Source organism: Pseudomonas sp. KCJK8993, assembly GCF_046230915.1.
Lineage (GTDB): Bacteria > Pseudomonadota > Gammaproteobacteria > Pseudomonadales > Pseudomonadaceae > Aquipseudomonas > Aquipseudomonas piscis.
The window spans coordinates 1-24,259 of record NZ_JBJJLO010000077.1 but is presented as its reverse complement, the minus strand read 5'-3'; the positions used below and the strand labels follow the sequence as shown (position 1 = coordinate 24,259).

Below are 24,259 nucleotides of genomic sequence, written 5' to 3'. Positions count from 1 at the left end.
GAACGTGCCGCTTAGAGCGTGCGGTGGTAGACCACCAGGTCACAGGACGAGGCGATCACCAGGCTCCGGCCGTTGTAGGAGAAACCAAAGGCCCGGCACTCATGCTCGATGGCTAGCTTGTGGAAGGTCGCCGGGCGGTTGTGCTGGGCGCCGTAGAGCCAGGAGCCTGGTTCGACCAGCAACAAGTGCTGTTCGGGCCAGGCCAGGGGCACATTGTGCACCGCCCAGCCATCCTCGCTGCCCAAGGGCAGGCTGCCGCCATTGATCCCTGACATGGCGATGCGTCGGCCCGCCAGGGGCCCGATGCCCTCGGCCTCGAGGTAGCGATCGCTTTCGACCTCTTCGGTGTAGTCCCGGGCGATCTTCTGGCCGGTCTCGCAATCGATGACACTGCGCCCGGTACTGGAGGTCACCAGCAGCAATTCCCGATCACGATCGAAGCCGACTTCCAGCAGGCTGCCGGTGGCGCGTCGGGTGACCAGTACCCAGGGCGCCGGGGCCGGGCCGATCGGCTGCTGCCTGATGGTTTCGCGCAGGGATTGCAGGGGGGATGGGTCCATGGTGGCTCCGCTTGCTGGCTTGTGCACTGCTCAAGATGAACGGCAGCGGGCGATTCTAGCCAACGGGCCGTTTTACCGCTCTATATCATTGCCGTGATCGATAGTTATCATCAAAAAGTGGAGGTTCCGTTTTTCCTGCAAAGGAGGAAGATAGCGCTTACGCCGTTTTTGTTGCAGAAGGAAATACCCGATGAGAATCTCGACTTTGCTAGCCCTTGTCGTCGTCTTGCTCTCGGGAACCGGTGCTCCAGCGGTGGCCCTGGCTGCCGATGACATGGCCTGCCATTTCCTGCCCATGGCCGACAGCGGCGCCAACCTGCAGCACGCGCAATCGGTTGGTGTGCTGTACAGCGAGAACACCCTCAATACCCTGGAGTACCTGGAGCACTACCATTCGGTGGCGCTCAACGGCGCGAAAAACGCCGGCCTCGATCCTCGTATCAGCCAGGCCTTCGTCAACAGCTCCGATCCGAAGTTGGCGATCAACTGGTTGATGGCTTCGCTGAGCAAGCACTTCGCTGCGGTGACCGTCTACGACAACCTCGATGCCGTGGTCCAGGCCCATCCCGACGTGGTGGTAATGCTCGACACCTACAACCAGCTGGTGACCAAGCGCAACAACCGGGTGGAGGCGCGCTTCATCGCCAAGTTCTACGACTCCAACCTGCAGTACATCGGCCAGGCCGAAGGGGTCCGGGCCAAGGACCTGCCTTCGGTCTGGGTGCGGGGCAAGGCGGCCCCGGAAATCGCTGCCCAGATCAACCAGCAGACCGAGCTGCAGCTCGATGCCCTGAAACAGTTCGACCTCTCGCTCAAGGCCCTGGTGAGCCAGGAGGATGCCGGGCAGATGGCGGTCAATCAGTGACGCTGTCCTGGCTGTAATGCAAACGCCCCGACTTGTCGGGGCGTTTTCGTTCAGGGGGGCTTCATGTGGGCTCAAGGCGCGCCGAACATCGCGGTCCAGTAGATGCCGGCATCGCTTTTGGGGTCCACCGCATAGGCCGCGCCCAGCTCACGGTAGGCTGGGTTCATCAGGTTGGCGCAATGCCCGGGGCTGGCCAGCCAGCCATCCACTACCTTGCGCACGCTGTCCTGGCCGGCGGCGATGTTCTCGCCCACTTGCTGGCCGGCGTAACCTGCCAGTTCCGCGCGGTCGCCAGGGGTGCGCCCGTCGCGATCCTTGTGGTCGAAGTAGTTCTGGTTGGCCATGGCCCGGCTATGTTCCTGGGCGGTTTCGCCCAGGGTGGCGCTCCAGGCCAGGGGCGCGGTGGCGGCAAAACCCTGGCCGCCACATTGCCGCGCCTGGCTGCGGGCGTTGTTGATCTGCGCCAGCAATTGCTGGCCCTCGGCCTGCCAATCGCCCAGGCGTGCCGACAATAGCGGGCGGGCGAGGACGATGCGCCACTGGGTGGCCTGGCGATTGACCGCGATATCGACGAACTGCGGGTCCAGCACCACCTGGCAGAAACTCTCGCGGATCGCCTGCATCGCCGCTTGGGCATCACGCGGGCCGGACAGGCTGATGGCCTGGACGTTGACCATGGGGTAGGCCGCCCGTGCCAGGGCCTGCTGCAAGTCGCCGACGTTGTCCACCGGCAGGATCAGGCGCGGGTCGCTGGCCAGCGGCGGCAGTTCGGACGAGGCCTGGTTGGCGCAGCGTTGCGGCTGGCTGCGGTAGGCGTTGATCGACTCGATCAACTGTGCCTGGTCGTCGGCCATGGCCCCGGCCGGGCCCAGCAGGCCCAGGGACAGGATGGCGACGGGCAACAGCAATGAACGCATGGACATGAAGGTCTCCCAGGAATCGGACGCGCCCATGATGCACTCGCCGCCAGGGCTTTTCATCCATGGGCGGATGAAATCGGCGTCAGCCGGCGCGCCTCAGTAGAAGTCGTAGTACAGCGCCCATTCGCCGCTGTCCCGGTGCTTCCAGAACATCAGGCTGCCACTGTCCACCACGTTGAGGTTGATCTTGGCGTCGGAGGAAATCTGCATCACGAACTCGAAGCCTTCGCCCGGGTCGATCCCCGACTGGCAGAACGATGGGTAGCCCCCCAGCTTGTGTTCGTAGCAGTGGGTGGTCAGGTCGTAGTAGCTCTCGATGCGACCGGAGCGTTCCAGTTTGAGGATTTCCAGCTCCAGGTCCCGGGGCACGCCGCCGCCGTCCCACAGCGGATAGTCGGCGGGTACCACCTCGGCCTTGAGTGGGAAGGGCTTGAGAAAGGCCTTATCGGCCGTCAGCTCCTTGCGCACCAATGCGTCCTCGTCACGGTATTCGCGCACCAGCCAACGCTCGCCCATGGGTTCGAGCTCATCGGGAAAGGGGTTGGCGATGAACACCGTGAGTACCTTGACGCCTTGCAAAGGCGGGCTGCGAAAGGGCAGGGAGGGCAGGTGGAACTGGGCGAAGGGCAGCAGGGTTTCCCCCGCGCTGTTGCTTGGCAGCTCTTCGTCTTCGCGAAACAGGAAGACTCGGCCCAGCCAACTCTCTTCATCGCTATGGCTGGGGCGAAAACCGCCGGCGGTGAACTTCAGCGCCGGTTTGGCCAACTGGCGCTGGATTTCCTGGATATCCATGTTCGGGCGTATTTCCTTGTCTTGGTAAGGGGACTGGCGCGCTCGTCGGCAAGGCCACCCCGGCCGTTTCTCAGCCTTCACGGCCATGGGCCGCGTTGGCCAGTTGGTGGGTATCGACCCGTACGAACAGCGAGTCGCCGATGGCCGTGAGCACGTCGCCGGCATACACCTCGCACACCACCCGGCTCTTGCGCGCGACTTCACCTTCGACCCGGGCGCGCAGGGTCAGGGGCACGCCCATGGGGGTCGGCTTGATGAACTTGATCCCCAGGTTGCCCGTCACGCAGTCGATGCGCGGCAGGCTGCCCGGGGTCCGCTGTTCGTTGCGGTAGTGGTAGGCCATGGCGGTCCAGTTGGAGTGGCAGTCCACCAGCATGGCGATCAGGCCGCCATACACCAGGTCCGGCCAGCCGCAGTACTTGGCTTCGGGCAGGTGCTCGGCGACCACATGGACACCGTCCTCGTGCCAATGGCTCTTGATGTGCAGGCCATGGTGGTTGCTGCTGCCGCAGCCGAAGCAGACGCCCTCGGGCGCGGTGGTGTCTTGCAGGGAAGTCGCGTGCATGGTTGTTCTTGTCCTTGACGATGGTCTGGCGGGTAGCGCGGTCGGCCATGATGCCCGTGGTGGTGCCACAGGCCAAGGTCTGCGGCGGCGCCGGGAAAGGATTTGCGCCAGCGTCCTTGTGACGCATTGATTGCGGCGGATGTCGTAGTGCCTCGGGGGTTGCCAAGGGCGCCGCAGTCAAGACAGGCGGATATCGTAATGATATTCTTGCGCTGAATCGGTTCATCGTTTGTGCAAAAATATGCCCCCTGTGCTTTGCTTCAAATGGCCTGATCGGGTCCTTTGCAAGCGTGCGGGTGTCTCTGGCAAACCTGCCGAGCGTAATGTCAGGCAGTGTCCATCCACCTTCCTTGGTGGAATCCGACCCTTTTTCCCTGCTGGTTCCCGCGAAGGCGGGTACCGCCGTTGCCCGTCGATTCGGCGCCAGCGGCACATGGAAAGGAGCAGGGCGGCTGCCTGTCGGCTGTGTCCCGTGACGAGCCCCGAGTAACAAGTGTCACTCATGTAGCTGAGCCAACAACGACAAGAAGTCAGCACCGGAGCGATATAAAACTGAGGTCGAGCGCGTTTCGTCGGCCTTGTGTGCCCACCCCCCAGTTCTCATGAATGCGTTCATCCAGGACCTGCGAAATGCCTGTTTCGCACCCTCCGGGATTCACAGGATCGAGGATCGGGCGGCGGATGGCGTTCTATCGTAGGTACTACAGAATGTTGAAGAAAGTGAACACGGCCCTCATCGGGCTGGCGATGTCGATAGGGCTGACGACCGCCCATGCGGCCGAGCCAAAAAAAGTGGATGTGCTGCTGATCGGCGGCGGCATCATGAGTTCGACCCTCGGCGTCTGGCTCAACGAGCTGCAGCCGGACTGGTCCATGGAGATGGTCGAGCGCCTGGATGGCGTGGCCGAGGAAAGCTCCAACGGCTGGAACAACGCCGGTACCGGCCACTCGGCCCTGGCCGAGCTGAACTACACCCCTGAAGGCAAGGACGGCAAGATCGAGATCGCCAAGGCCATCGAGATCAACGAAGCGTTCCAGATCTCCCGCCAGTTCTGGTCGTGGCAGGTCAAGACCGGCGTCCTGAAGAACCCGCGTTCGTTCATCAACTCCACGCCGCACATGAGCTTCGTCTGGGGCGATGACAACATCAAGTTCCTCAAGGCTCGCTACGAGGCCCTGCAAGCCAGCCCGCTGTTCAGCGGCATGCAGTACTCCGAAGACGCCGAGCAGATCAAGAAGTGGGTTCCACTGATGATGGAAGGGCGTGACCCGGCGCAGAAGATCGCTGCGACCTGGAGCCCGATCGGCACCGACGTCAACTTCGGCGAGATCACCCGCCAGTTCGTCGCCCACCTGCAGGCCCAGCCCAACTTCGCCCTGAAGCTGTCCAGCGAAGTAGAAGAAATCGAGCGCAACCAAGATGGCTCGTGGCGCGTGACCTACAAGAACCTCAAGGACGGTTCGAAAACCGAGACCGACGCCAAGTTCGTGTTCATCGGCGCTGGCGGCGGCGCCCTGCACCTGCTGCAGAAATCGGGTATCCCCGAGGCCAACGAATACGCCGGTTTCCCAGTGGGTGGCTCGTTCCTGGTGACCGACAACGCCAGCGTTGCCGAGCAGCACCTGGCCAAGGCCTACGGCAAGGCTTCGGTCGGCGCGCCACCGATGTCCGTACCGCACCTGGACACCCGCGTGCTGGATGGCAAGCGCGTGATCCTGTTTGGCCCGTTCGCCACCTTCTCCACCAAGTTCCTCAAGGAAGGTTCGTACTTCGACCTGCTGACCAGCACCACTACCCACAACATCTGGCCGATGACCAAGGTGGGCATCGAGCAGTACCCGCTGGTGGAATACCTGGCCGGCCAGCTGATGCTCTCGGATGACGACCGTTTCGCGGCGCTCAAGGAATACTTCCCCAACGCCAAGCAGGAAGACTGGCGCCTGTGGCAGGCCGGCCAGCGCGTGCAGATCATCAAGCGTGACGAAGAGAAGGGCGGCGTGCTGAAACTGGGCACCGAGATCGTCGCTTCCCAGGACGGCAGCATCGCCGGCCTGCTGGGCGCTTCCCCGGGCGCTTCGACCGCCGCGCCGATCATGCTCAGCGTGCTGCAGAAAGTCTTCAAGGACCAGGTGGCCACTCCAGCCTGGCAGGAGAAACTGAAGCAGATCGTACCGAGCTACGGCACTGCCCTGAACGACAGCCCTGAGCGTGTGGCCAAAGAATGGGCCTACACCGCCGAAGTGCTGCAACTGACCCCGCCGCCACCGGTCAAGGGTGCGGCTCCTCAAGCGCCGGCCAGCCTGGCCAAGCCTGAAAGCAACCCAGCGGCCGACATGGCGCTGTAAGCCCCGCTCCCGCCCGCGTTCGCCGGGCGGGACATCGCCGATGCCCTTGGCATCGGCTGGCTGTTCCGATTGCGGTGGCGTATCGCTGCCGCAATGGGTCAGCAAACTCCCCCAAGCCTTTCCCATCTTGCCTTGCCTCGCCATGCGGCGGTGCGCCCCTGCGCCTGCGTGAAGGGGTATCATGGCGCGCCCGCTCCCGGCGGACATGCCCCAACCCTCGGAGTCACCGCCCAGATGTCCAGTATCACCCTGTTCCAGGCCCCGCCCGCCGAAGCCATCCAGAGCCAGATCCAGCAGATGGTGGTGGACTACATCACCGATATCAGTGCGGTCGCCATCGCTCCCAGCAATCCGCTGTACAACCTCTACCAGTACGGCGTCGGCTACGAGGTGCACCTGTACCTGCAGGCCATGGACGGTTCCCGGGATCTCGCCGTGGAGTTGCTGGTGGCCAGCGACCCGCTGGACCCGGAGCAGGTGCAGGGCTTCTTGCTCTACCTGCCGCTCAAGGACGACCCCGAGGCTTGCGCCGTGGCCTATATGGCGGTCCGCCAGGACCTGCGCCGCCAGGGTATTGCCCGGCAGATGCTTGCGGCGATGCGCGCACGCTATCCCCATGCCGAGCTGGCCTGCAGCCCGGCCAAGCTCCAGTGCTTCGAGGCCCTGGGGTTCCAACTGCTGGGCGCCCGTGGCCCGCAGCTGCTGATGAACACCCGCGAGCATGGCAGCGATGGCTTGCTGGCAGTGCTGGATGTGGCGCCGATCTACAACTCGGTGGAGGTGCGGCAGATCCATGCCTACCTGCTGGCGCAGCATGGGCGCAAGGCGATGATCGAGGCGGAGAAGAAGCGCGACCGCCACCTCGACCAACTGACCCGCCAGGCCCAGGAGCTGGTGCGCGAGCGCCTGGGCGAAGCGGCCTTGCATCGCTCTCGGGCATCGCGCCTGGTCTGACCCTGTTCCTTGCGGCCGCTGCGCGCCCGTGCGCAGCCTGCGACAGCGGCTACACGAAGCGTCACGCATGGCTCCTGTAGCCGCTGTCGAGCCCCGGCGAGGCTGCGCCAAGGCCCGCAGGGCCTTCGGGTGGTGCTGGATAGAAGGGCTTGTACCGCTGCTCTGGCCTGGATAATCTCGTATAAACACGCAGAAACGGGCATGAACATGCAAAACCTGCATTCCACCGCTGAACTGCCGTCCCTGCGCCGGCAAAAGATCCTCCTGCTGCTGGAGCGCGACGGCAAGGTCATGGCCGCCGAGCTGAGCCGGCATTTTTCGGTCTCCGAGGACACCATCCGCCGCGACCTGGCGGAGCTGGATGCCGCCGGCCTGGTGCAGCGGGTCCACGGTGGTGCGCTGCCCCGGCCCAGGGACAGCGGCAAGGATTATTTCACCCGGGTGGGCGAGACCGACGCGGTGAAGATGCGCCTGGCGCAGTTCGCCGCACAGTGGGTGCAGGAGGGGCAGACGGTGTTGTTCGACTCCGGCTCCACCACCTTGCACATCGCCCGCTCGCTGCCCCGGGATATGGGCCTGACGGCGGTCACCGCCTCGCCGCTGATCGCCGTGGCCCTGGCCGAATACCCCAGGGTCCGAGTGATCCTGGCCGGCGGCCAACTCAACCCGGCGACCTTGGCCGCCAGCGGCCATGAAGCGCTGCGGATGCTCCAGGGGATCAAGGCCGACCTGCTGTTCACCGGGGTCTGCGCGATCCACCCGGAGATCGGCATCAGCTCCCTGCATTTCGATGAAGTGCCGATCAAGCAGGCGATGTTCGACAGCGCCGCGCAAGTGATCGCCGTGACCACCGCCGACAAGCTCGGGGCCATGGAGCCTTTTGTCGTGGCGCCCTGCAACCGCCTGCACCGGCTGGTGACAGAGCGGGAAGTGGCGAGCGCGGAGCTCGAAGGCTATCGACAGCAGGGAGTCGAGGTACTGCAGGTCTGACTCTTGGCAGTTACCAGAGCAGGGCTTCTACTTCGTCGAACCTGTCCGCCACTTTCAGGAACGTCTGCGCCCAGCCGCTGCTGAGGCTGACTTCCTGCAGCGGACCGGTGACGGCGAAGAGCACCGCCACACTCGACCGCTCGGGCAACCTTCCGGCCTGCAGGGTGGCGATCAGCCCGCGCAACTCGGCGCTAGCCTGCTCCTGTCCGGTCCAGCTGGACCAGCAGAAATCGTTGTCGGGCAGCGACACCAGCTCCAGCGCGGCCTCTAGTACAAGGATCAGTGCTTCGCGGGGCTGGCTGCGGTCCAAGCCCTGGTGCAGCAGTTGCTGGGTGCGATGCAGATCCATGGGTCAGCCTCTGGGGCAAAGGGTATCGACTTGCTGGCTCATCCACTGCGCCATCTGCCGCAAGCGGCTGCTGAAACCGGCATCGGCGGGACTTGTTGCTTCGGCGGCTTGGCGGAACTCGTCGATGACTGCCTTCATTTGCGGGTAGTGCCGCACAAACAACTGGGCATGTTCGTCCAGGCTGCGAGGCCAGCTCGGTTCCTGCTCCGGGCGCAGCAGGTTGGTCGCGCGAAGGAGCTTGCGCGAGGCCTCGCGTTGCAGGCGCAGGGCCTGCCCAGGCGTTGAGGCGTGGTCGAGGCGCGTGGCGTAGTCGTTCAGCACTGCAAGAAAGTCACCGTTCACCGCCAGGGCTATTTCCCGGCTGGGCTTGAACGGGGCGAAGCGCTGGCGCAGGTCCTCGCCCAGCAGGCAGCGACAATGATGCTTGAGCCAATAACCCCAGCTGGGGCGATTCTCGCTGGCCAGGACTTGTTCCAGGTGGCCGATATCGAAATCGATCTTCGACACCTCGGGGTGCCGCGCCTGTAATTGCAGGCGCAGCTGTTCCAGCTCATCGAGCAGCCCTGGGGCAGGTGGCTGTCGCAGGATGAGGGTCAGGTCCAGGTCGGAGATTCCGGGTCGAGCCTCGCCCCGGGCCAGGCTGCCGTACAGGTAGAGGCTGTGCAGCGATGGCTGGTCCAGGCTGTGGCACAGCTCATCGAGCAAGGCACTGAACTCGGGTTGCAGGGGCGGCTCGGCAGGCAGCTTGATCGAGCCTTCGGTATCGACGCCGAACGTACTGGGCATTTGCATGGGATGGCCTGTGAGAAAAAACCAGCGCCAGCTTAACAGGCTACGGCAGGCCGCTTGGCGCCTGCCGCAGTCCTGCATCGCTCAGTTCTTGAAGGTCGAGTGCTTGTGGCCCTGGTCGCACAGGGCAAACACCACCACCAGCGCCGCGGCGATGGCCAGGATGAACACCACGCCGTCGGTGGAGTGGGTCGCCGAGGCGGTCACCAGCGACAGTGCGCCCAGTGGAGCCAGGCCACCGGCGATGGCGGTGCCGATCTCGCGCCCGGTGCCGAAGCCCGAGGAGCGGGTCGCCGTGGGGAACTGGCGGCTGAGGAACGAGCCCTGCGGCGCGAACATCATCGGTGCCAGGAGGCCGGTGCCGACCCCGATGGCCAGGTAGATCATCAGGCTGTCGCCGGTGTTGAGCAGGGCCAGGAACGGGTAGGCGAACAGCACCGAGAACAGGCCGCCGAGCACCAGGACGGTCTTGCTGCTCCACTTGTCGCACAGCCAGCCGAAGAACGGTACGGCGACGATGGCCACCAGGCTGGCGATGGTCACCGACAGCGAGGTCACGTGCACATCGACATGCTTGTACTGGGTCAGGTAGGCCAGGGAGAAGGTCTTGAAGATGTAGCTCAGGGCGTTGTAGCCGATGGCCACGAAGAACACCACGGCCAGGCCCTTGAGGTCGTTCTTGAACAGTGCCTTGAGCGGCGAAGCCTGGGCCTTGCGGCTCTGCTGGTCCAGTTCCTTGAACTGCGGGGTTTCCGGAATGCTCTTGCGCACCCACAGGCCGACGCCCACCAGCACGATGCTGCACACGAAGGGAATGCGCCAGCCGCCGGCCAAGAGGAATTCGTTGCCGTTGATGGTCAGCAGGTAGATGGTCAGCGACGACAGCAGCAGGCCCAGGTTCAGCCCCAGTGCCGGCCAGGCGCCCTGGCTGCCGCGCTTGCCTTCGCTGGCATGCTCATAGGAGGTGACCGCCGCGCCGGACAGTTCGGCACCAGCACCCAGGCCCTGGATGATACGGATGGCCACCAGGATGATCGGCGCCCAGATGCCGATCGAAGCGTAGCTGGGAATCAGGCCGATCAGCGCGGTGCACACGCCCATCAGGCAGAAGGTCAGCACCAGCACCTGCTTGCGCCCGAACTTGTCGCCCAGGTAGCCGAACAGCACACCGCCGAAGGGGCGGGCGATGAAGCCGATGGCGAAGGTGGAGAACGACATCAGCATGGCGCTGTTGGGGTTGCTGGTATCGAAGAAGATCTTCGAGAAGACGATCGCCGCCATGGTGGCGTAGAGGTAGAAGTCGTACCACTCCAGCATCGAGCCGAAGATGGTGGCCGCCGCGACCTTGCGCAGGCGTTTCCTGGTTTGTTGTGGGGTTTGCGCTGCAGTAATGCTGGTTTCAACTGCGGTCATCGGGTGCATCCTCTTGGATCATTGTATTTATTGTCGGGTGACACGAGCACGCGACCCTGCCGGCGTCGTCGAGGCGCCGGGCAACGCGTGTGCCAGGGTGTTTCAGTCGGCCTGGAAGATCCGGTCGGCGATCATCGAGCCAATGGGAATCGCCGAGGTGGCGGCGGGCGAGGGCGCGTTGCACACATGCAACATGCGCGAGGTTTCGGCGAACAGGAAATCGTGGACCAGGCTGCCATCGCGCATCACCGCCTGGGCGCGGATGCCCGCTTCACAGGGCAGCAGGTCGCTGACTTCCAGGGACGGGCAGTACTTGCGGCACTGCTCCAGGTAGCCGGACTTGAACAGCGAGTTCTTCATCTCGGTGGTGCCGGAGCCGAGGTTCTGCCAGATGGTTTTCCAGAACCCGGGGAAGCTGGCGTACTGCGCGACGTCGCGCCAGTCGATGGAGAACTTGCGGTAGTTTTCCCGGCCCAGGCCCAGCACCGCGTTGGGGCCGACGGTGACGCTACCGTCGATCATGCGGGTCAGGTGCACGCCGAGGAACGGCAGTTCCGGGTCGGGGATCGGATAGATCAGGTGGTTGACGATGTCGTTCTTCGCCGCCGGCAGGCGGAAGTACTCACCGCGGAAGGGGATGATCTGGTGATCGATCCGCACCCCGGCCAGGGTCGCCAGGCGGTCGGACTGCAGGCCGGCGCAAGCCACCAGTTTCTTCGCCCGCCAGCTGCCGCCATGGGTGCCGACGCTGACGCTGTCGGCGTGCTCCTGGATCGCGGTGACGGTCTGGCCCAGGCAGATCTCGCCACCGGCGCGGCGGATCACCCGGGCCATGGTGTCGCACACCTGGCGATAGTCGACGATGCCGGTGGCGTCGAGGAACAGCCCGCCCAGGCCGACGATGTTCGGCTCGCGCTGGCGCAGTTGCTCGGCATCCAGGCGCTCGACCTTCAGGCCATTGAGTTGCGAGCGCTGGTACAGGGCTTCCATGCGCTGCACTTCCAGGGCATTGGAGGCCACCAGCACCTTGCCGCAGACCTCGAACTTGATCCCATGCTCGGTACAGAACTGCTTGGTGGCCTCGGCGCCACGCTTGCACAGGTCGGCCTTGAGGCTGCCCGGCGCGTAGTAGATCCCGGCGTGGATCACGCCGCTGTTGTGCCCGGTCTGGTGCTTGGCCAGCACGCTTTCCTTTTCCAGGACCACCAGCGAAGCGCCGGGCTGGCGCTTGAGGATCTCCATTGCCGTGGCCAGTCCGACGATGCCGCCGCCGATGATGCAAAAGTCGTAGATCATGGTTCCAGGTGTCCGTATCAGTCTGGTTATCAGGTTGTCAGACTAAGTAGTCCGATAAAAACCGCAGGCTCGGCCTGCGGTCTGGCGCATTAGGGTCAGTCGAGGGTAGGCAACTCCAGGCCCAGGCGCTTGGCCGAGGCACGCAAATGGGCATCGGCACAGCCAGCGGCAGCCTGGCGGTCACCGGCGGCGATGGCCTGGTACAGCGCCTGGTGCTCCTGGGCCGCATCGGCCGAGCCGCCGACCAGGCGCAGCGCCGAGTTTTCCCAGGCCGTCTTGCGGGCACTGGCCAGCTGGCTGCGCAAGAAGTCGTGGAAGGCCACGAAGTAATCGTTCTTGCTGGCTTCGGCGATGGCCCGGTGGAACGCTACGTCGGCCAGGGCCGCCGCTTCGAAATCACTGCGCTTGTCGTGCATTTCCCGTAGCGCGGCCTGCATCCGTTGCAGGTCGCCGGCATCCCGGCGCTGGGCGGCGATCGACGCGGCCTGGGTCTCTATCCACAGGCGCATCTCGAACATCTGCGCCAGGTCCGCCAGGCGTCCTTCGCTCTGGGGGAAGCGGAACACCGTGCCGGCCGGGGTCTTGGAGATGTACGAACCCAAGCCACGGCGGGCGATCAGCACGCCATCGGCCTTGAGCTGGGCGATGGCCTCGCGCACCACCGAGCGGCTGACATTGAGCTGTTCAGCCAATTGCTGTTCGGTGGGCAGGCGCGATTCGGGAGCCAGTCGACCGGAGTCGATCTCGTTGCGGATGGCGTTGACGACCCGTACGACCAGAGAGTCGGGGCGCTGGAGTTCGAGCATGGGTAAACCTTGTAAGTCAGGTTGTCAGACAATAGCCGTGGCGAATTTTTCCTGTCAAGAAAAACCCGTGACAAGGCGCCGCCTCAAGCCGTCAGGCGACAGCCGAAAATCAGATCGTCGAAATCCTCGCCGCCCAGCTGGAAGGCCCGTTCGTCACGGCGCAGGAAGGCGAAGCCGCATTTCTCCAGGACCTTGCAAGACGGCGCATTACCGTCGGTGACCGTGGCGATCAACTGCTTGATGCCCAGGGTGTGCCGGGCGTGCTCGATGACGGCGCGCAGGGACTCCACGGCCAGTCCCTTGCCTTGATGCTGCGGACGCAACAAGTAGCCGACCTCGGCCTCGGCGGCGTTGCTGTCGCTGATTCGCAGGCCGGTGAAACCCAGGCCCTCACCGCTGTGACGGTCGTTGATCAGTAGGCACAGCCAGTGGGTCGAATCCGTATTCCAGTGCGGCAGGCGCGAGGTGAAGCGCTCCTCGATCTGCGCTCGGGAAAGCGGGTCGCAGACATAGCGCAGGTTATCGGGGTCGCTGTGCAGGGCCAGGAACAGCTCCCAGTCATTGGCGGTGAGGGAGCGCAGGTGCAGGCGTTCGGTGTGCAGTTCCAGCATGGAGCGGTCCTTGTCCTCGGGTTGGGGGATGCCCTTACTCTACCGCTTCAGCGCCAGGGGTTAAGAAAACTCTGATCGCGCCAGAGTATTTTTCGCATAAGATCTCGGCCTGATTTCGCAAGGACGGGCAGGTAACCGTGAATTGGGATGATCTGCGGTTCTTCATTGCGGTCGCCAACGCCAGCAACATCACCGATGCCGGACAGGCGCTGAAGGTGTCGGCGGCCACGGTCTCGCGCAAGATCCAGATGCTGGAGCAGGCCTTGCACACGCCGCTGTTCCTGAAGACCACCCAGGGCTATTTCCTCACCGAGGCCGGTCGCGACTTGCTGCCCATGGCGCTCGAGACCCAGGAGCGCCTTGGCCAGATGGAGCGCCAGTTGGCCCGGCCCGGGGCGCGCATGGCCGGGGTGGTGCGCATCGATTGCCCGGAGCTGATGGGCAGCCACCTGTTGATCCCGGCCCTGGCGGCGTTTCGCGCGGGCCATCCAGAGATCCGTTTCGACTTCGTCAATGCCGCGCGCTCGGTCAAGCTCACCCAGAGCCACAGTGACCTGGTGCTGCGCCTGCACCGGCCAGAAGCCGGTAGCAACTTCACCTTGCGCAAGGTCGGCGCGCTGACCCAGGCGCTGTTCTGCTCCCCGGGGTATGCCCAGGCCCAGGGGTGTCCGCAAGCGCCCGAAGACTTGGCCCGGCATGGCTTGATCGGCTGGAACCAGGCCCTGGGGCATATGCCCCTGGCCCGCTGGCTGGACCGGCTCAGTGGCGGCCAGCCGCTGTGGATGAGCACCGCCAACCTGCAAGCGCAGCTCCAGGCGGTGCAGGCCGGCCTGGGCATCGCCGCCTTGCCGGTCTATATCGCCGAACCCCTGGGGCTGTGCCGAGTGTTGCCGGATGTCCCGGCGCATCGGGCCGATATCTGGCTGCTGCGCAACCTGGCGACCCAGGGCCAGGAGCGGGTCGAGCAGGTGGTGCAGTTCATCGATCGGGTACTGCACCAGCATGGCCTGCAAGACCACTGAGGCGCGCGGCTCAGGCCGGGCCATTACGCAGGAAGAGCCACGCCGCCACCCCCATCAGTAGCATGCCGAACAGCACATTCTGCGCCTTGAGCAAGCCCGGCCTGGCGCGTAGCAGCGGTTGCAGGCTCGAGCCCAGGCCCGCCCAGAACAGGTGGCCGAGCAGGTTCACCGCGATCAGCGCGGCGCTCAGCGCCACCACCGCCAGGCTGCCGGCACCGGTGGCCGGGCTGAAGGTGGAGAACATCACCAGCAGCATGACCAGCCCTTGCACGTTGCCCAGTTGCAGCACCACGCCATCGCGGAACAACAGCGCCTGTTCTGGCTCGCCGGGCGTGCGCAGGGGCCGCAGCAACAGGCGCAGGCCGAGCCAGAAAATGTACAGGCTGCCGGCGATCCGCAGGCCCCGCAGCAGTTGTGGCTGCTGCGCCAGGCTGTGGTAGAGCCCGAGGCCCACCAACAGGGCCAGCAGGAAGTAGGTCAGGTCCAGGCCGAGGATGAAGCGCAGGGAACGGCGCACGCCGCTGCGGGCGCCGGAACTGGCCACCATCAGGTTGCCGGGGCCGGCGCTCAGGGCCATGGGCAGCATGGTGGACAACCACAATGACCAGTTGATGTCGTGGATCGGGGGCACGCGCGATTCCTTGGAGGCAGTGCGGATTGCACCGGCGCCAGCTTAAGGCGGCGCCGGGGCAGGGGTTACCGCCAGGAATGCAAAGCGGTTTTTCAAGCCTGCCCGGCCTGCTCCAGGGCGTTGTGCAACCAGTTGCAGAAGCTGCGGGTCAGCGAGCTGCCTTCACTGTCGCGATGCACCAGCCAGGCCCAGGTCGGGCCGCGCACGCTTTGTTCGCACAGCGGCTGCAACTGGCCCTGGACCCGGGCTTGCTGGGCCAGCAGTTGGCTGACCAGGGCGATGCCGTGGCCAGCGCAGGCGGCGTCCAGCAGCAATCCCGGGTCGGAGAAATTCAGGCCGTTGCTGCGCTGGCCAACGTCGGTGCCGCCTTCCACCACCCAGTGGCTCCAGTCCATTTCCCGTTCGCCATGCAAGGTGGTGCGCAGCGCCTGGGGCTGCTCCAGCAGGGACGGGTGGCAGGCCGGATAGAGCTGGTCGCGGTACAGCTCCAGGTAGCTGCATTCGGCCTGGGCGCTGAGGTCGTCGCGGATCGTCACGTCGATGGTCTGGGTGGCCATGTCCGGCGGCTCGAAACTGGTGAACAGCCACAGGTCCACCTCCGGGTGCAGGCGGTTGAATTCGCCCAGTCGCGGTAGCAGCCAGTGTCGAGCGAAGGCCGGGCTGGTGTTGACCACCAGCTGGTTGGGCTTGCGGTACTGCTCCAGGCGGCGAATGCCCACGGCCAGTTGTTGCAGCAGCGATTGGGTGGTGCTGCGCAGGTCATGCCCGGCATCGGTCAGGGTCACGCTGCGCCCGCTGCGGTAGAACAGCGGCTGTTCGAGGAAGGTTTCCAGGCTGCGGATCTGCTGGCTGATGGCCGATTGGGTCAGGTGCAGCTCCTGCGCCGCCTGGTGGAAGCTGCCCAGGCGCGCGGCGGCTTCGAAGCCGCGCAGGGCGTTCAGGGGAGGCCAGTGTTTCAACATTATCGATAAGCCAGGCTAATCAGAATTTCACTAAATCTATCGTTTGTTGCGGGATTTTCAAAGCCATAGCATGGGCACCATTGGTTGCACCGGTAGTGGTTGGCTGATAACAAAACCTTAATCGAGAGGCGCGATTCCCATGCACAGCAATGACAGTCGAAACAGCGGTTGGCGGATGCCCGCCGAGTGGGTGCCCCACGCGGCGACCTGGATGGTCTGGCCCCATAACCAGGACCTGTGGGAGTCGGGCTGGGGCGTGACCCTGGCCGACGTACAGGCGGATTTCGCCCGGGTGGCCAATGCCATCGCACGTTTCGAGCCGGTCAAGCTGGTGGTCGATCCTTCGGCCCTGGAGAGCGCCCGGCGCCACTGCGGCGCCAACGTCGAGCTGGTGGTCCAGGCCGTGGACGACAGCTGGTGCCGCGACTCCGGGCCGAGTTTCGTCTGCCATCCCCAGCACGGGCTGGCCGGCGTCAGCTGGCGCTTCAATGCCTGGGGTGGCAAGTCGGCCCACGAGCTGGACCGCAGCCTGGCCCGGCGCCTGCTGGACCAGCTGGGGCTGGACTGCTTCGGCACCCACCTGGCCAACGAAGGCGGCGCCATCCATGTGGACGGCGAAGGCACCCTGATCACCACCGAGTCGGTACTGCTCAATCCCAATCGCAACCCGGGCCTGGGCAAGGCCGAGATGGAAGAGATCTTCGAGCGCCTGCTGGGGGTGAAGAAAACCATCTGGCTGCCCGGCGATCCGGACTACGTGACCGGCGACATGACCGATGGCCATGTCGATGGCGTCTGTGCCTTCGCCCGTCCCGGCCTGCTGCTGGTGGATGCTACCCATGACCAAGGCTCGGTGTACGCCGACGTGGTGCGCGAGAACCGCCGTGCCCTGGAACTGGCCCGGGATGCCCAGGGCCGCGCCTTCGAACTGGTGGAGCTGTTCGAAGCCACTGCCGCGGTGGACACCCAGGCCGAGGTGTTCTGCGCTTCCTATACCAACTTCTACATCGCCAACGGCGCGATCATCATGCCGGCCTACGGCATCGAGGCCGATCAGGTCGCGGCCCAGGTCCTGGCCAAGGCCTTCCCCGGGCGGCAAGTGGTGCCGGTGCAGATCAACCACCTGGCCCATGGCGGTGGTGGCGTGCATTGCATCACCCAGCAGCAACCGCGCTGGCCACTGGAGGTGTCGGCATGAGCAACTTGACCGTCGCGACGTTGCAGATGCCCTGTACCTGGGACCTGGCGGACAACCTCGAGCGCGCCGAGCAACTGGTGCGCGAGGCCGCGGCCCGGGGCGGGCAGGTGATCCTGCTGCAGGAGCTGTTCGCCACGCCATACTTCTGCATCGAACAGCAGCACCGGCACCTGGCACTGGCCGAAGAGTATGGCCAGAGCCGCCTACTCCAGCGCTTTGCCGCCCTGGCCAAGGAGCTGGGGGTGGTGTTGCCGCTGAGCTGGTTCGAGCGGGCCGGTACTGCCTACTTCAATTCCCTGAGCGTGGCCGATACCGACGGACGCCTGCTGGGGGTGTACCGCAAGACCCACATTCCCAACGCCATCGGTTACCAGGAGAAGGAGTACTTCAGCCCTGGCGACACCGGCTTCAAGGTCTGGGACACGGCGTTCGGCCGCCTGGGCGTGGGCATCTGCTGGGACCAGTGGTTCCCGGAAACCGCCCGTTGCCTGGCCTTGCAGGGTGCCGAGGTGCTGCTGTTCCCCACGGCCATCGGTTCGGAGCCTGGCGCCGCAGACCTGGACTCGAAGGATCACTGGCAGATGACCATGCGCGGGCACGCCGCGGCCAACCTGCTGCCGGTGGTGGCCGCCAACCGCGTCGGGCGGGAAGTGGCCCGCAGCGACTCAGGGCTGCACATGCAGTTCTACGGTTCCTCGTTCATCTGCGACCACAAGGGCCGGCTGCTGGCCGAGGCCGACCGCGACACCACCGGCATGCTCCTGCATGAGCTGGACCTGGCGGCCATGGCCGAGGAGCGCCGGACCTGGGGCATCTTCCGCGACCGCCGTCCGGAAATGTACGGGCCCTTGCTGAGCCTCGACGGCCAGCACCTGCATTCACGCTGGAATCCTCGGGAGGCATGAGCATGAACCGCATTGGCACATTGCGCCTTGGCGCGCTGGCACTGGCATTGATGGCCGCGCAGGTCCAGGCCGCGCCTGAAGAAAAGACCCTGCGCCTGTACAACTGGGCCGACTACTTCGCCGAGGACACCCTGGCGCGTTTTACCGCCGAAACCGGGATCAAGGTGATCTATGACGTCATGGAAGGCAGCGAGGTCCTGGAGGCCAAGCTGATGACCGGCGGCAGCGGCTACGACCTGATCTTTCCCGGCGATACCGTGGCCGAGCGCTTGATGCACGCCGGCAGCCTGCAGAACCTCGACCCCGGCAAGCTGGCGCAGATGGACGACATCGAGCCCGGCCTGCAAGCCTTGCGCCAGCAGTACCCCCGGGCCAGCCAGGCCACGGTGCCCTATACCTGGGGCACCATCGGCCTGACCTACAACGCCGGGCAGATCGCCCAGCGCCTGCCCAACGCACCGGTCGACAGCCTGGACCTGCTGTTCAAGCCGGAGCTGGCGGCGCATTTCGCCGATTGCGGGATCTCGGTGATCGACTCGCCCGACGAAGTCCTGGCGGTGGCGCTCAACTACCTGGGACGCGATCCGCGCAGCGCCAAGCCGGCAGACCTGCAAGCGGCTGGTGAGCTGCTGCTCAAGCTGCGCCCCTACATCCGCAAGTTCCAGTCGCAGCCGGTGACCGATCTGGTCAATGGCAACCTGTGCCTGTCCATGGGCTACAGCGGCGATGTGACCCAGGCCCAGCGCGCCGCCGACGCGGCAGGCAAGAAGGTCGATTTCCAGTACCGCATCCCGCGCGAGGGCACCACGGTGTGGATGGACACCATGGCGATCCCCAAGGATGCCCGGCACCCGGAGTACGCCTATGCCTTCATCAACTTCGTCATGCGCCCGCAGAACATGGCGGCCATCAGCAACTTCACCGGCTACCCCACGGCCAATGCCAAGGCGCGGCCGCGGATCGACCCACGGATGGTGGACAATCCGGATATCTACCCGGATGCCGCGACCTTTGCCCGCCTGGTGCCGGGGCGCGATATTCCCCAGGCCGACATGCGCGCCCGGATGCGCATCTGGACCCAGTTCAAGACGGCTACGATAAAAGCACCCTGAGCCGTTCCACTTCAGGCAATCCCCTTGAGAGAAAGACCGATGTCGACCCGACGCACATTCATCAAACAGGCCTCGCTGCTGGCCGGTTTCGCCGCCGTGACTACCCTGGGCCTCGGCGCCCGTCGGGTCTTGGCCCAAGAACAGGAGGACTGGGTCATGCCCGACGAAGGCGATCGTCACCAGCGGGCCTTCATGGCCTTCGGTGCCCAGGATGCGATCTGGGAAGACTTCACCGGCGGTGTGCAGGAGGCCCAGGGCCGGATCGCCCGGGCGATTGCCGCCCATGAGCCGCTGACCCTGTTCTGCCGCGAGCATGAGCGCGACCTGGCCGAGCAGCTGTGTGGCACTCGCAACGTCACCTATGTGATCACCGAACTGGACGATATCTGGATGCGCGATATCGGCGTCAACTTCGTGGTCGACTCCCGAGGCGAGCTGGGCGCAGTGGACTTCAACTTCAACGGTTGGGGCAACAAGCAGCGCCATTCCCGGGATGCGCGCCTGGCACGCCAGGTGGCCGATGGCGCGCGCGCCACCTACTGGCGCAGCGAACTGGTGGGCGAGGGCGGCGGTATCGAGGTGGATGGCCACGGCACCGGGATCATGACCGAGAGCAGCTGGATCAACCGCAATCGCAACCCCGACTGGAGCAAGGCCGAGGTCGAAGCCGAGCTCAAGGCTTGCCTGGGCCTGCGCAAGATCATCTGGCTGCCGGGGATCAAGGGGCACGACATCACCGATGCCCACGTCGACTTCTATGCGCGCTTCGCGGCTCCCGGGGTGGTGGTGGCCAACCTCGACAACGATCCGGACTCCTACGACTACGCGGTGACCCGCGCGCACCTGGAGATCCTGCGCAACGCCACCGATGCCGATGGCCGCAAGCTCAAGGTGCACACCCTGTCGCCGCCCTTGAATCCGCGCAAGAGCCGCTTCAGCCGGGGCAATGAAGACTTCGCCGCGGGCTACATCAATTACTTCGTGATCAACGGCGCGGTGATCGCCCCGCAGTTCGGCGATCCCGTGGCCGACGCCAAGGCCCACGACTTGCTTAGCCAGCTCTACCCCGGGCGCGAGGTGGTGCAGCTGGATATCGACGCGATTGCCGCAGGTGGGGGCGGGATCCATTGCGTGACCCATCAATTGCCGGCGTTGTGAGGCACTGGCAGGCGAGGGCAAGTGGTCTGCTGTTGAAAGTGGAATTGGCCTGCTACAACGGGCCGCTCGCTGCCTAAGCTGGCGCTCTTCGATATCCCCGGGAAGCCGTGGTCTTCCCGGTTTTTCATGAGGAGAGCGTCATGAGCGAGCAGCAACAAGCGGTAGTGGTACGGGCCATCCAGGCCAAAGATCAGGAGCAATGGCAGGCGTTGTGGCTGGCCTACCAGGATTTCTACCAGGTGAACCTTTCGGAACAGGTGAGCCAGCGCACGTTCGAGCGTTTCTTCGATCCCCGGGAGCCGGTGTATTCGGCGGTGGCGGTGCAAGGTGGCGAGTTGGTGGGGTTCGTCAACTCCGTGCTGCACCGCTCGACCTGGGCCACCACGGACTTCTGTTACCTGGAAGACCTGTACGTGGCGCCGCAGGTGCGGGGTGGCGGCACTGGCAAACAGCTGATCGAGTGGGTCCAGGCCTTTGCCCGCCAACACGATTGCGCACGGCTGTACTGGCACACCCACGCCACCAACAAGCGCGCGCAAAAGCTCTATGACTGGGTGGCGGCCAATTCGGGATTCATCGAATACCGGATGCCACTCTAACCCCGCGCCGATCCTGGAAGCTCGTGCCGAGCCGTGCGCAGCCTGCGGCAGCGGCTGCACCAAGCGTGTGTGGGTTGTAGCCGCTGCCGAGCTGGCGAGGCTGCGTCCGGGCGCGCAGCGACCGTAAAAAGGACGATGCGGTCGATCAGCTGCGCCGCCAGGCCGACCCGGTGGCCGCCACGGCTACGCTGGCTGGTTGAACACCAGGGCCTTCAGGCCGCACTGCACGTCGGCATCGGGAAATTCCGGCGGGTTGTCCAGGCGCTGTTCGAAATGTAGCCCTGGCGCGGCTTCGGCCATGCCGTCCAGCAGGAACTCCACGCTGAACGCCGGATCGTTCATGCAGGCCAGCACCCGGCCCGTCGGCGTCAGCAACTCCGGCAGGCGCCGCAGCACCCGCGCGTAGTCCTTGCTCAGCACAAAGCTGCCTTTCTGGAAGGAGGGCGGGTCGATGATCACCAGATCGTAAGGGCCGCCTTGCTTGACCTTGCCCCAGGACTTGAACAGGTCATGGCCGAGGAAACTCACCCGGCCCAGGTCGTGGCCATTGAGCCGATGGTTGTCGCGGCCACGGCTCAGGGCCGCCCGGGACATGTCGAGGTTGACCACTTTCTCGGCCCCGCCGGCGATCGCCGCCACCGAGAATCCGCAGGTGTAGGCGAACAGGTTCAGCACCTTCAAGCCTTGGGCATTGGCCCGCACCCAGTTGCGCCCGTAGCGCATGTCGAGGAACAAGCCGTTGTTCTGCTTGCTGCCCAGGTCCACCCGGTAGTCCAGGCCCTCCTCGGTGATGGTGCAGGACTCCACCGGCTCGCCCAGCAGCCATTCGCCGAGGCTGTCGGGCAGGTAGCGGTGTTGCAGCATCAGGCTGGTGGCGCCGCTGGCCTGCCATTGCGCGCTGGAGCCCAGGGCCACCAGCAGCTGCTTCAAGGCCGCCAGTTCCTCGGCTTGTACTTCCTTGAACAGCGACACCAGCACCACCCCTTGCAGCCAATCCACGGTCACCTGCTCCAGGCCCGGCCAGCAGCGTCCACGGCCGTGGAACAGGCGCCGGGTTTCGCTTGGGGCGTTGGCCAGGGCGTCCAGCAGGTGTTGGTTGAGGGTGGCGAGGGCTTGAGGATTCATCGGCGCGACCGGCAATTTTTCGGGGCGGCATTTAACCACAATTGTTGGCCGGCGCGGCTCAGTCGAGGTATTCCGGGCGGCCCATGGCTCGCCATTGCGCCAGCCGGCCATCGAGCACCGGAGCGAGCAGGTCGTAGTTGCTCCAGCTGTTCTCCACTCGGTAGATCGTATCGGGGATGGGCGCCAAGAGCTGCTCATAGTCGTCGCTGTAGCGGACGTTGCTGTCCTTTCCCGCATAGTAGGCAGCAGCGAAGGCATTGCCTTCGGCGTTGAAGTCTTCGTCGTAGAGCCTTTCATCGAGCATCTTGAACAGGAACTCACGGCCGTCGAGTTTGCGCGAGCGCAGCTGCGCCAGTTCCTCGGCGGCGTCTTCTTCAAGTTCTTCGCTGGCAAAGCCGTTGAGCAGCATCCAGGCCAGGAACAGGCCGATATGGGTGGCCCCGGCGCTGGGTGGCAGGTCGCTGGGGAAATCACCGCCGTAATGCCAGGAGGCGTCGTCATATTTCATCGGGCACGGGTCCTTGTGTGCAGGCGATTCAAAGAAGGGTGTTTTCCCATTTCTCGGTGCCGGCCAGGCGGCGCTTGACGTTGTCGATCCGCCATTGCCCGGTCACCCGCTTGACCAGGAAACGGTACTCGTAGCGCAGCCTGCGCGAAGCAGGGTCGCGGATCAGCACTTCGGCCTGGCTCGGCTTGAGCAGCTGGCAGGCCAGTAGTTCGTGGTCCTTCGAGTAGGTGGTGGGCGAGCCATAGCAGGAGCGGGTGTAGGCCCTGTCGCGCAGGGTGCAGAAGCGCTCCAGCAACTGCCGGGGCTCGGCCCAGAAGTCCTGGTCCAGGCCGTCGCGTGCCTGGGCCTTGCCACGCCGCTCCCAGGCCTCCAGGGCCAGGGTATAGGCCCGCACCTGGGTGACCGGGTCGGCGCTGCTGTCGCCGGCGGCCGGCAGTTCCGGCCAGGGCAGGTGCGGCGCGGGCGCGCTGGGTTGCTGGGCGCCGGCCCCGGCTTGCGCGAGCAGGTGCATGATCCGCTCGTGGCCCTTGTCTTCGGCCAGGGACCAGGCGTTGCGCTGCTGGAAGTCCAGCAGGTGGGCATCGGCCCCGGCCTGCAGCAGCAGGCTGACCATCTCGGCGTGGCCACCCTGGGCGGCATTCATCAAGGCACTGCGCCGCAGGTCCGGGGAGACCTGGTCGAGGGCCGCGCCGTGTTCGATCAGCAGCTTGGCGATGGCGCAAGCGCCGTTGCCGGCAGCCCAGGACAGCGAGCTGTAGCCCAGGGCCTTGCAGGGTTGTTGCGGGTTGGCGCCCCGTTGCAGCAGCAATGCCACGGCGGGCAGGCGCCCGGCGATGGTGGCCGCCAGCAGGGCGGTGCGGCCGGTACCCTTGTGCTTCCATTCGATATCCGCGCCGGCATCCAGCAGGCGGGTCAGGGTGGCGAGGTCGCCGCGGGCGGCGGCTTTTTCCAGAAGGTGGGACAAGGTCGGGAATCCGTTCGATCAACAAAAACTCGGGGGCAATGGTAACGCCGCGATACCCGGGTTCGCCATGTCGGCGTCAACGTGGACGCTGCGCGTAGGATGGCGCCTTCGCCGGCATGTCCCTGTGCCGTGCAGGTGCCCCCGGCCTTTGCCCGTTGCCGACAGACCACTTTCCAAGCAGGAGTCCCGGATGTTCAACGCCATTGTGATCGACAAAGACACTGCAGGTTATCGCGCCGATATGACGCGGCTGGAAGAGGCCCGGCTACCCGCGGGCGAGGTCAGTGTGCAGGTTGCCTACAGCACGTTGAACTACAAGGACGGCCTGGCGATCACCGGCAAGAGCCCGGTGGTGCGCCAGTTCCCCATGGTCCCCGGCATCGACCTGGCGGGCACCGTGGAGTCCAGCAGCCACCCTCGCTTCCGGGCTGGCGACCAGGTCCTGCTCAATGGCTGGGGCGTGGGCGAAAGCCATTGGGGCGGGTTGGCGCAGAAAGCCCGGGTGCAGGGCGACTGGCTGATCCACCTGCCGCAAGCCTTCACCCCGCGCCAGGCCATGGCCATTGGCACGGCCGGCTACACCGCCATGCTCTGCCTGATCGCCCTGGAACGTAACGGCCTGCGCCCGGGGCAGGGCGAGGTGCTGGTCACCGGCGCCAGTGGCGGGGGCGGGCGCCTTGCCGTGAGGTTTCTGGGGCGCCCCGGGCGCACCGTGGGCCCCCCCCCCCCCCGCCCCCAACAAGCCCGCCACCCCCGGGAACCCGCGGGCCGCCCGGCGGGCGCGCGGGACCCGCCCGCGGCGCCGGGGGCGCCCCCGCC

At 65.3% G+C, this 24,259-nt stretch carries 26 protein-coding genes; 11 read left to right on the top strand and 15 right to left on the bottom strand.

Going from position 1 to position 24,259, the window contains the following annotated elements:
• Nucleotides 1-11: 11 nt before the first annotated feature.
• Nucleotides 12-560 carry a hypothetical protein gene (locus ACK6AU_RS21655; protein ID WP_409301298.1) on the bottom strand — a complete coding sequence of 183 codons (549 nt, stop codon included), beginning with the start codon at nt 558-560 and terminating at the stop codon, nt 12-14.
• Nucleotides 561-750: 190 nt separating this feature from the next.
• Between ACK6AU_RS21655 and ACK6AU_RS21650 the strand changes: the two genes are divergently transcribed.
• Nucleotides 751-1,425: an ATPase gene (locus ACK6AU_RS21650; protein ID WP_185700189.1), complete on the top strand. Its 675-nt coding sequence runs from the start codon at nt 751-753 to the stop codon at nt 1,423-1,425.
• A 71-nt stretch (nt 1,426-1,496) separates the two neighbouring features.
• Here ACK6AU_RS21650 and ACK6AU_RS21645 read toward each other — a convergent pair whose 3' ends face one another.
• From ACK6AU_RS21645 to ACK6AU_RS21635, 3 genes are all read right to left on the bottom strand, one after another.
• Nucleotides 1,497-2,342 (bottom strand): CAP domain-containing protein, encoded by an 846-nt coding sequence (locus tag ACK6AU_RS21645; protein ID WP_185700284.1) that lies wholly within the window; start codon nt 2,340-2,342, stop codon nt 1,497-1,499.
• A 99-nt stretch (nt 2,343-2,441) separates the two neighbouring features.
• The gene (locus tag ACK6AU_RS21640) at nt 2,442-3,137 is read right to left on the bottom strand and encodes a DUF1963 domain-containing protein (RefSeq protein WP_409301296.1); all 696 of its coding nucleotides are present in this window, start codon (nt 3,135-3,137) and stop codon (nt 2,442-2,444) included.
• A 70-nt stretch (nt 3,138-3,207) separates the two neighbouring features.
• Entirely contained in the window at nt 3,208-3,702 is a 495-nt protein-coding gene (locus ACK6AU_RS21635) for a PaaI family thioesterase (protein ID WP_409301294.1), read from the bottom strand.
• Between the two features lie 708 nt (nt 3,703-4,410).
• Between ACK6AU_RS21635 and mqo the strand changes: the two genes are divergently transcribed.
• The 3 genes from mqo (at nt 4,411) to ACK6AU_RS21620 (ending at nt 7,992) form a co-directional block, all read left to right on the top strand.
• Nucleotides 4,411-6,048 carry a malate dehydrogenase (quinone) gene (gene mqo, locus ACK6AU_RS21630; RefSeq protein ID WP_185700192.1) on the top strand — a complete coding sequence of 546 codons (1,638 nt, stop codon included), beginning with the start codon at nt 4,411-4,413 and terminating at the stop codon, nt 6,046-6,048.
• 234 nt (nt 6,049-6,282) lie between these two features.
• Nucleotides 6,283-7,002, top strand: a complete 720-nt coding sequence (locus ACK6AU_RS21625) for a GNAT family N-acetyltransferase (RefSeq protein WP_409301291.1) — start codon at nt 6,283-6,285, stop codon at nt 7,000-7,002.
• A gap of 207 nt (nt 7,003-7,209) precedes the next feature.
• The gene (locus tag ACK6AU_RS21620; RefSeq protein WP_409301313.1) at nt 7,210-7,992 is read left to right on the top strand and encodes a DeoR/GlpR family DNA-binding transcription regulator; all 783 of its coding nucleotides are present in this window, start codon (nt 7,210-7,212) and stop codon (nt 7,990-7,992) included.
• 10 nt (nt 7,993-8,002) lie between these two features.
• On the opposite strand, the gene ACK6AU_RS21615 is transcribed toward ACK6AU_RS21620, so the two are convergent.
• The 6 genes from ACK6AU_RS21615 to ACK6AU_RS21590 all read right to left on the bottom strand — a co-directional run bounded on the left by ACK6AU_RS21615 (nt 8,003) and on the right by ACK6AU_RS21590 (nt 13,256).
• The gene (locus ACK6AU_RS21615) at nt 8,003-8,341 is read right to left on the bottom strand and encodes a hypothetical protein (RefSeq protein ID WP_409301289.1); all 339 of its coding nucleotides are present in this window, start codon (nt 8,339-8,341) and stop codon (nt 8,003-8,005) included.
• A 3-nt stretch (nt 8,342-8,344) separates the two neighbouring features.
• Entirely contained in the window at nt 8,345-9,133 is a 789-nt protein-coding gene (locus ACK6AU_RS21610; protein WP_409301287.1) for a nucleotidyltransferase domain-containing protein, read from the bottom strand.
• A gap of 81 nt (nt 9,134-9,214) precedes the next feature.
• Nucleotides 9,215-10,543, bottom strand: coding sequence for an MFS transporter (locus ACK6AU_RS21605; RefSeq protein ID WP_185700194.1), 1,329 nt, complete (start codon nt 10,541-10,543; stop codon nt 9,215-9,217).
• A gap of 102 nt (nt 10,544-10,645) precedes the next feature.
• Nucleotides 10,646-11,839 (bottom strand): L-2-hydroxyglutarate oxidase, encoded by a 1,194-nt coding sequence (gene lhgO / locus ACK6AU_RS21600; RefSeq protein ID WP_409301285.1) that lies wholly within the window; start codon nt 11,837-11,839, stop codon nt 10,646-10,648.
• Nucleotides 11,840-11,934: 95 nt separating this feature from the next.
• Nucleotides 11,935-12,645 carry a FadR/GntR family transcriptional regulator gene (locus ACK6AU_RS21595; RefSeq protein ID WP_409301283.1) on the bottom strand — a complete coding sequence of 237 codons (711 nt, stop codon included), beginning with the start codon at nt 12,643-12,645 and terminating at the stop codon, nt 11,935-11,937.
• An 83-nt stretch (nt 12,646-12,728) separates the two neighbouring features.
• Nucleotides 12,729-13,256: a GNAT family N-acetyltransferase gene (locus ACK6AU_RS21590; protein WP_409301281.1), complete on the bottom strand. Its 528-nt coding sequence runs from the start codon at nt 13,254-13,256 to the stop codon at nt 12,729-12,731.
• A gap of 137 nt (nt 13,257-13,393) precedes the next feature.
• Here ACK6AU_RS21590 and ACK6AU_RS21585 point away from each other — a divergent pair, with 137 nt between their 5' ends.
• Complete coding sequence (locus ACK6AU_RS21585) at nt 13,394-14,278, top strand: LysR family transcriptional regulator (protein ID WP_409301279.1); 885 nt, start codon at nt 13,394-13,396, stop codon at nt 14,276-14,278.
• A 10-nt stretch (nt 14,279-14,288) separates the two neighbouring features.
• Here ACK6AU_RS21585 and ACK6AU_RS21580 read toward each other — a convergent pair whose 3' ends face one another.
• Nucleotides 14,289-14,909 (bottom strand): LysE family translocator, encoded by a 621-nt coding sequence (locus tag ACK6AU_RS21580; RefSeq protein WP_409301277.1) that lies wholly within the window; start codon nt 14,907-14,909, stop codon nt 14,289-14,291.
• Between the two features lie 92 nt (nt 14,910-15,001).
• Nucleotides 15,002-15,871, bottom strand: a complete 870-nt coding sequence (locus ACK6AU_RS21575; protein WP_185700200.1) for a LysR family transcriptional regulator — start codon at nt 15,869-15,871, stop codon at nt 15,002-15,004.
• A gap of 139 nt (nt 15,872-16,010) precedes the next feature.
• Here ACK6AU_RS21575 and ACK6AU_RS21570 point away from each other — a divergent pair, with 139 nt between their 5' ends.
• From ACK6AU_RS21570 to ACK6AU_RS21550, 5 genes are all read left to right on the top strand, one after another.
• Nucleotides 16,011-17,069: an agmatine/peptidylarginine deiminase gene (locus ACK6AU_RS21570; RefSeq protein WP_185700201.1), complete on the top strand. Its 1,059-nt coding sequence runs from the start codon at nt 16,011-16,013 to the stop codon at nt 17,067-17,069.
• Nucleotides 17,066-17,974, top strand: coding sequence for an N-carbamoylputrescine amidase (gene aguB, locus ACK6AU_RS21565; RefSeq protein ID WP_409301274.1), 909 nt, complete (start codon nt 17,066-17,068; stop codon nt 17,972-17,974). The genes ACK6AU_RS21570 and aguB overlap by 4 nt, the downstream gene beginning before the upstream one ends.
• 2 nt (nt 17,975-17,976) lie before the next feature.
• Nucleotides 17,977-19,086, top strand: a complete 1,110-nt coding sequence (locus ACK6AU_RS21560; protein WP_409301272.1) for an extracellular solute-binding protein — start codon at nt 17,977-17,979, stop codon at nt 19,084-19,086.
• A gap of 39 nt (nt 19,087-19,125) precedes the next feature.
• A complete protein-coding gene (locus ACK6AU_RS21555) occupies nt 19,126-20,244 on the top strand; it encodes an agmatine/peptidylarginine deiminase (protein WP_409301270.1) in 1,119 nt (372 codons plus the stop codon).
• A gap of 140 nt (nt 20,245-20,384) precedes the next feature.
• Nucleotides 20,385-20,843, top strand: coding sequence for a GNAT family N-acetyltransferase (locus ACK6AU_RS21550; protein WP_185700205.1), 459 nt, complete (start codon nt 20,385-20,387; stop codon nt 20,841-20,843).
• A gap of 183 nt (nt 20,844-21,026) precedes the next feature.
• On the opposite strand, the gene ACK6AU_RS21545 is transcribed toward ACK6AU_RS21550, so the two are convergent.
• Genes ACK6AU_RS21545 through ACK6AU_RS21535 form a run of 3 tightly spaced genes read right to left on the bottom strand, consistent with a single transcriptional unit; the run spans nt 21,027 to nt 23,440 of the window.
• Nucleotides 21,027-21,968 (bottom strand): class I SAM-dependent methyltransferase, encoded by a 942-nt coding sequence (locus ACK6AU_RS21545; RefSeq protein WP_409301267.1) that lies wholly within the window; start codon nt 21,966-21,968, stop codon nt 21,027-21,029.
• A 58-nt stretch (nt 21,969-22,026) separates the two neighbouring features.
• On the bottom strand, nt 22,027-22,476 hold the full coding sequence (locus tag ACK6AU_RS21540) for a hypothetical protein (RefSeq protein WP_409301265.1): 450 nt from the start codon (nt 22,474-22,476) through the stop codon (nt 22,027-22,029).
• 28 nt (nt 22,477-22,504) lie between these two features.
• A complete protein-coding gene (locus ACK6AU_RS21535; protein ID WP_409301263.1) occupies nt 22,505-23,440 on the bottom strand; it encodes an ankyrin repeat domain-containing protein in 936 nt (311 codons plus the stop codon).
• A 190-nt stretch (nt 23,441-23,630) separates the two neighbouring features.
• On the opposite strand from ACK6AU_RS21535, the gene ACK6AU_RS21530 reads away from it, so the two are divergent.
• The coding region (locus ACK6AU_RS21530; RefSeq protein WP_409301261.1) for an alcohol dehydrogenase catalytic domain-containing protein at nt 23,631-24,259 on the top strand (629 nt) is incomplete at its 3' end.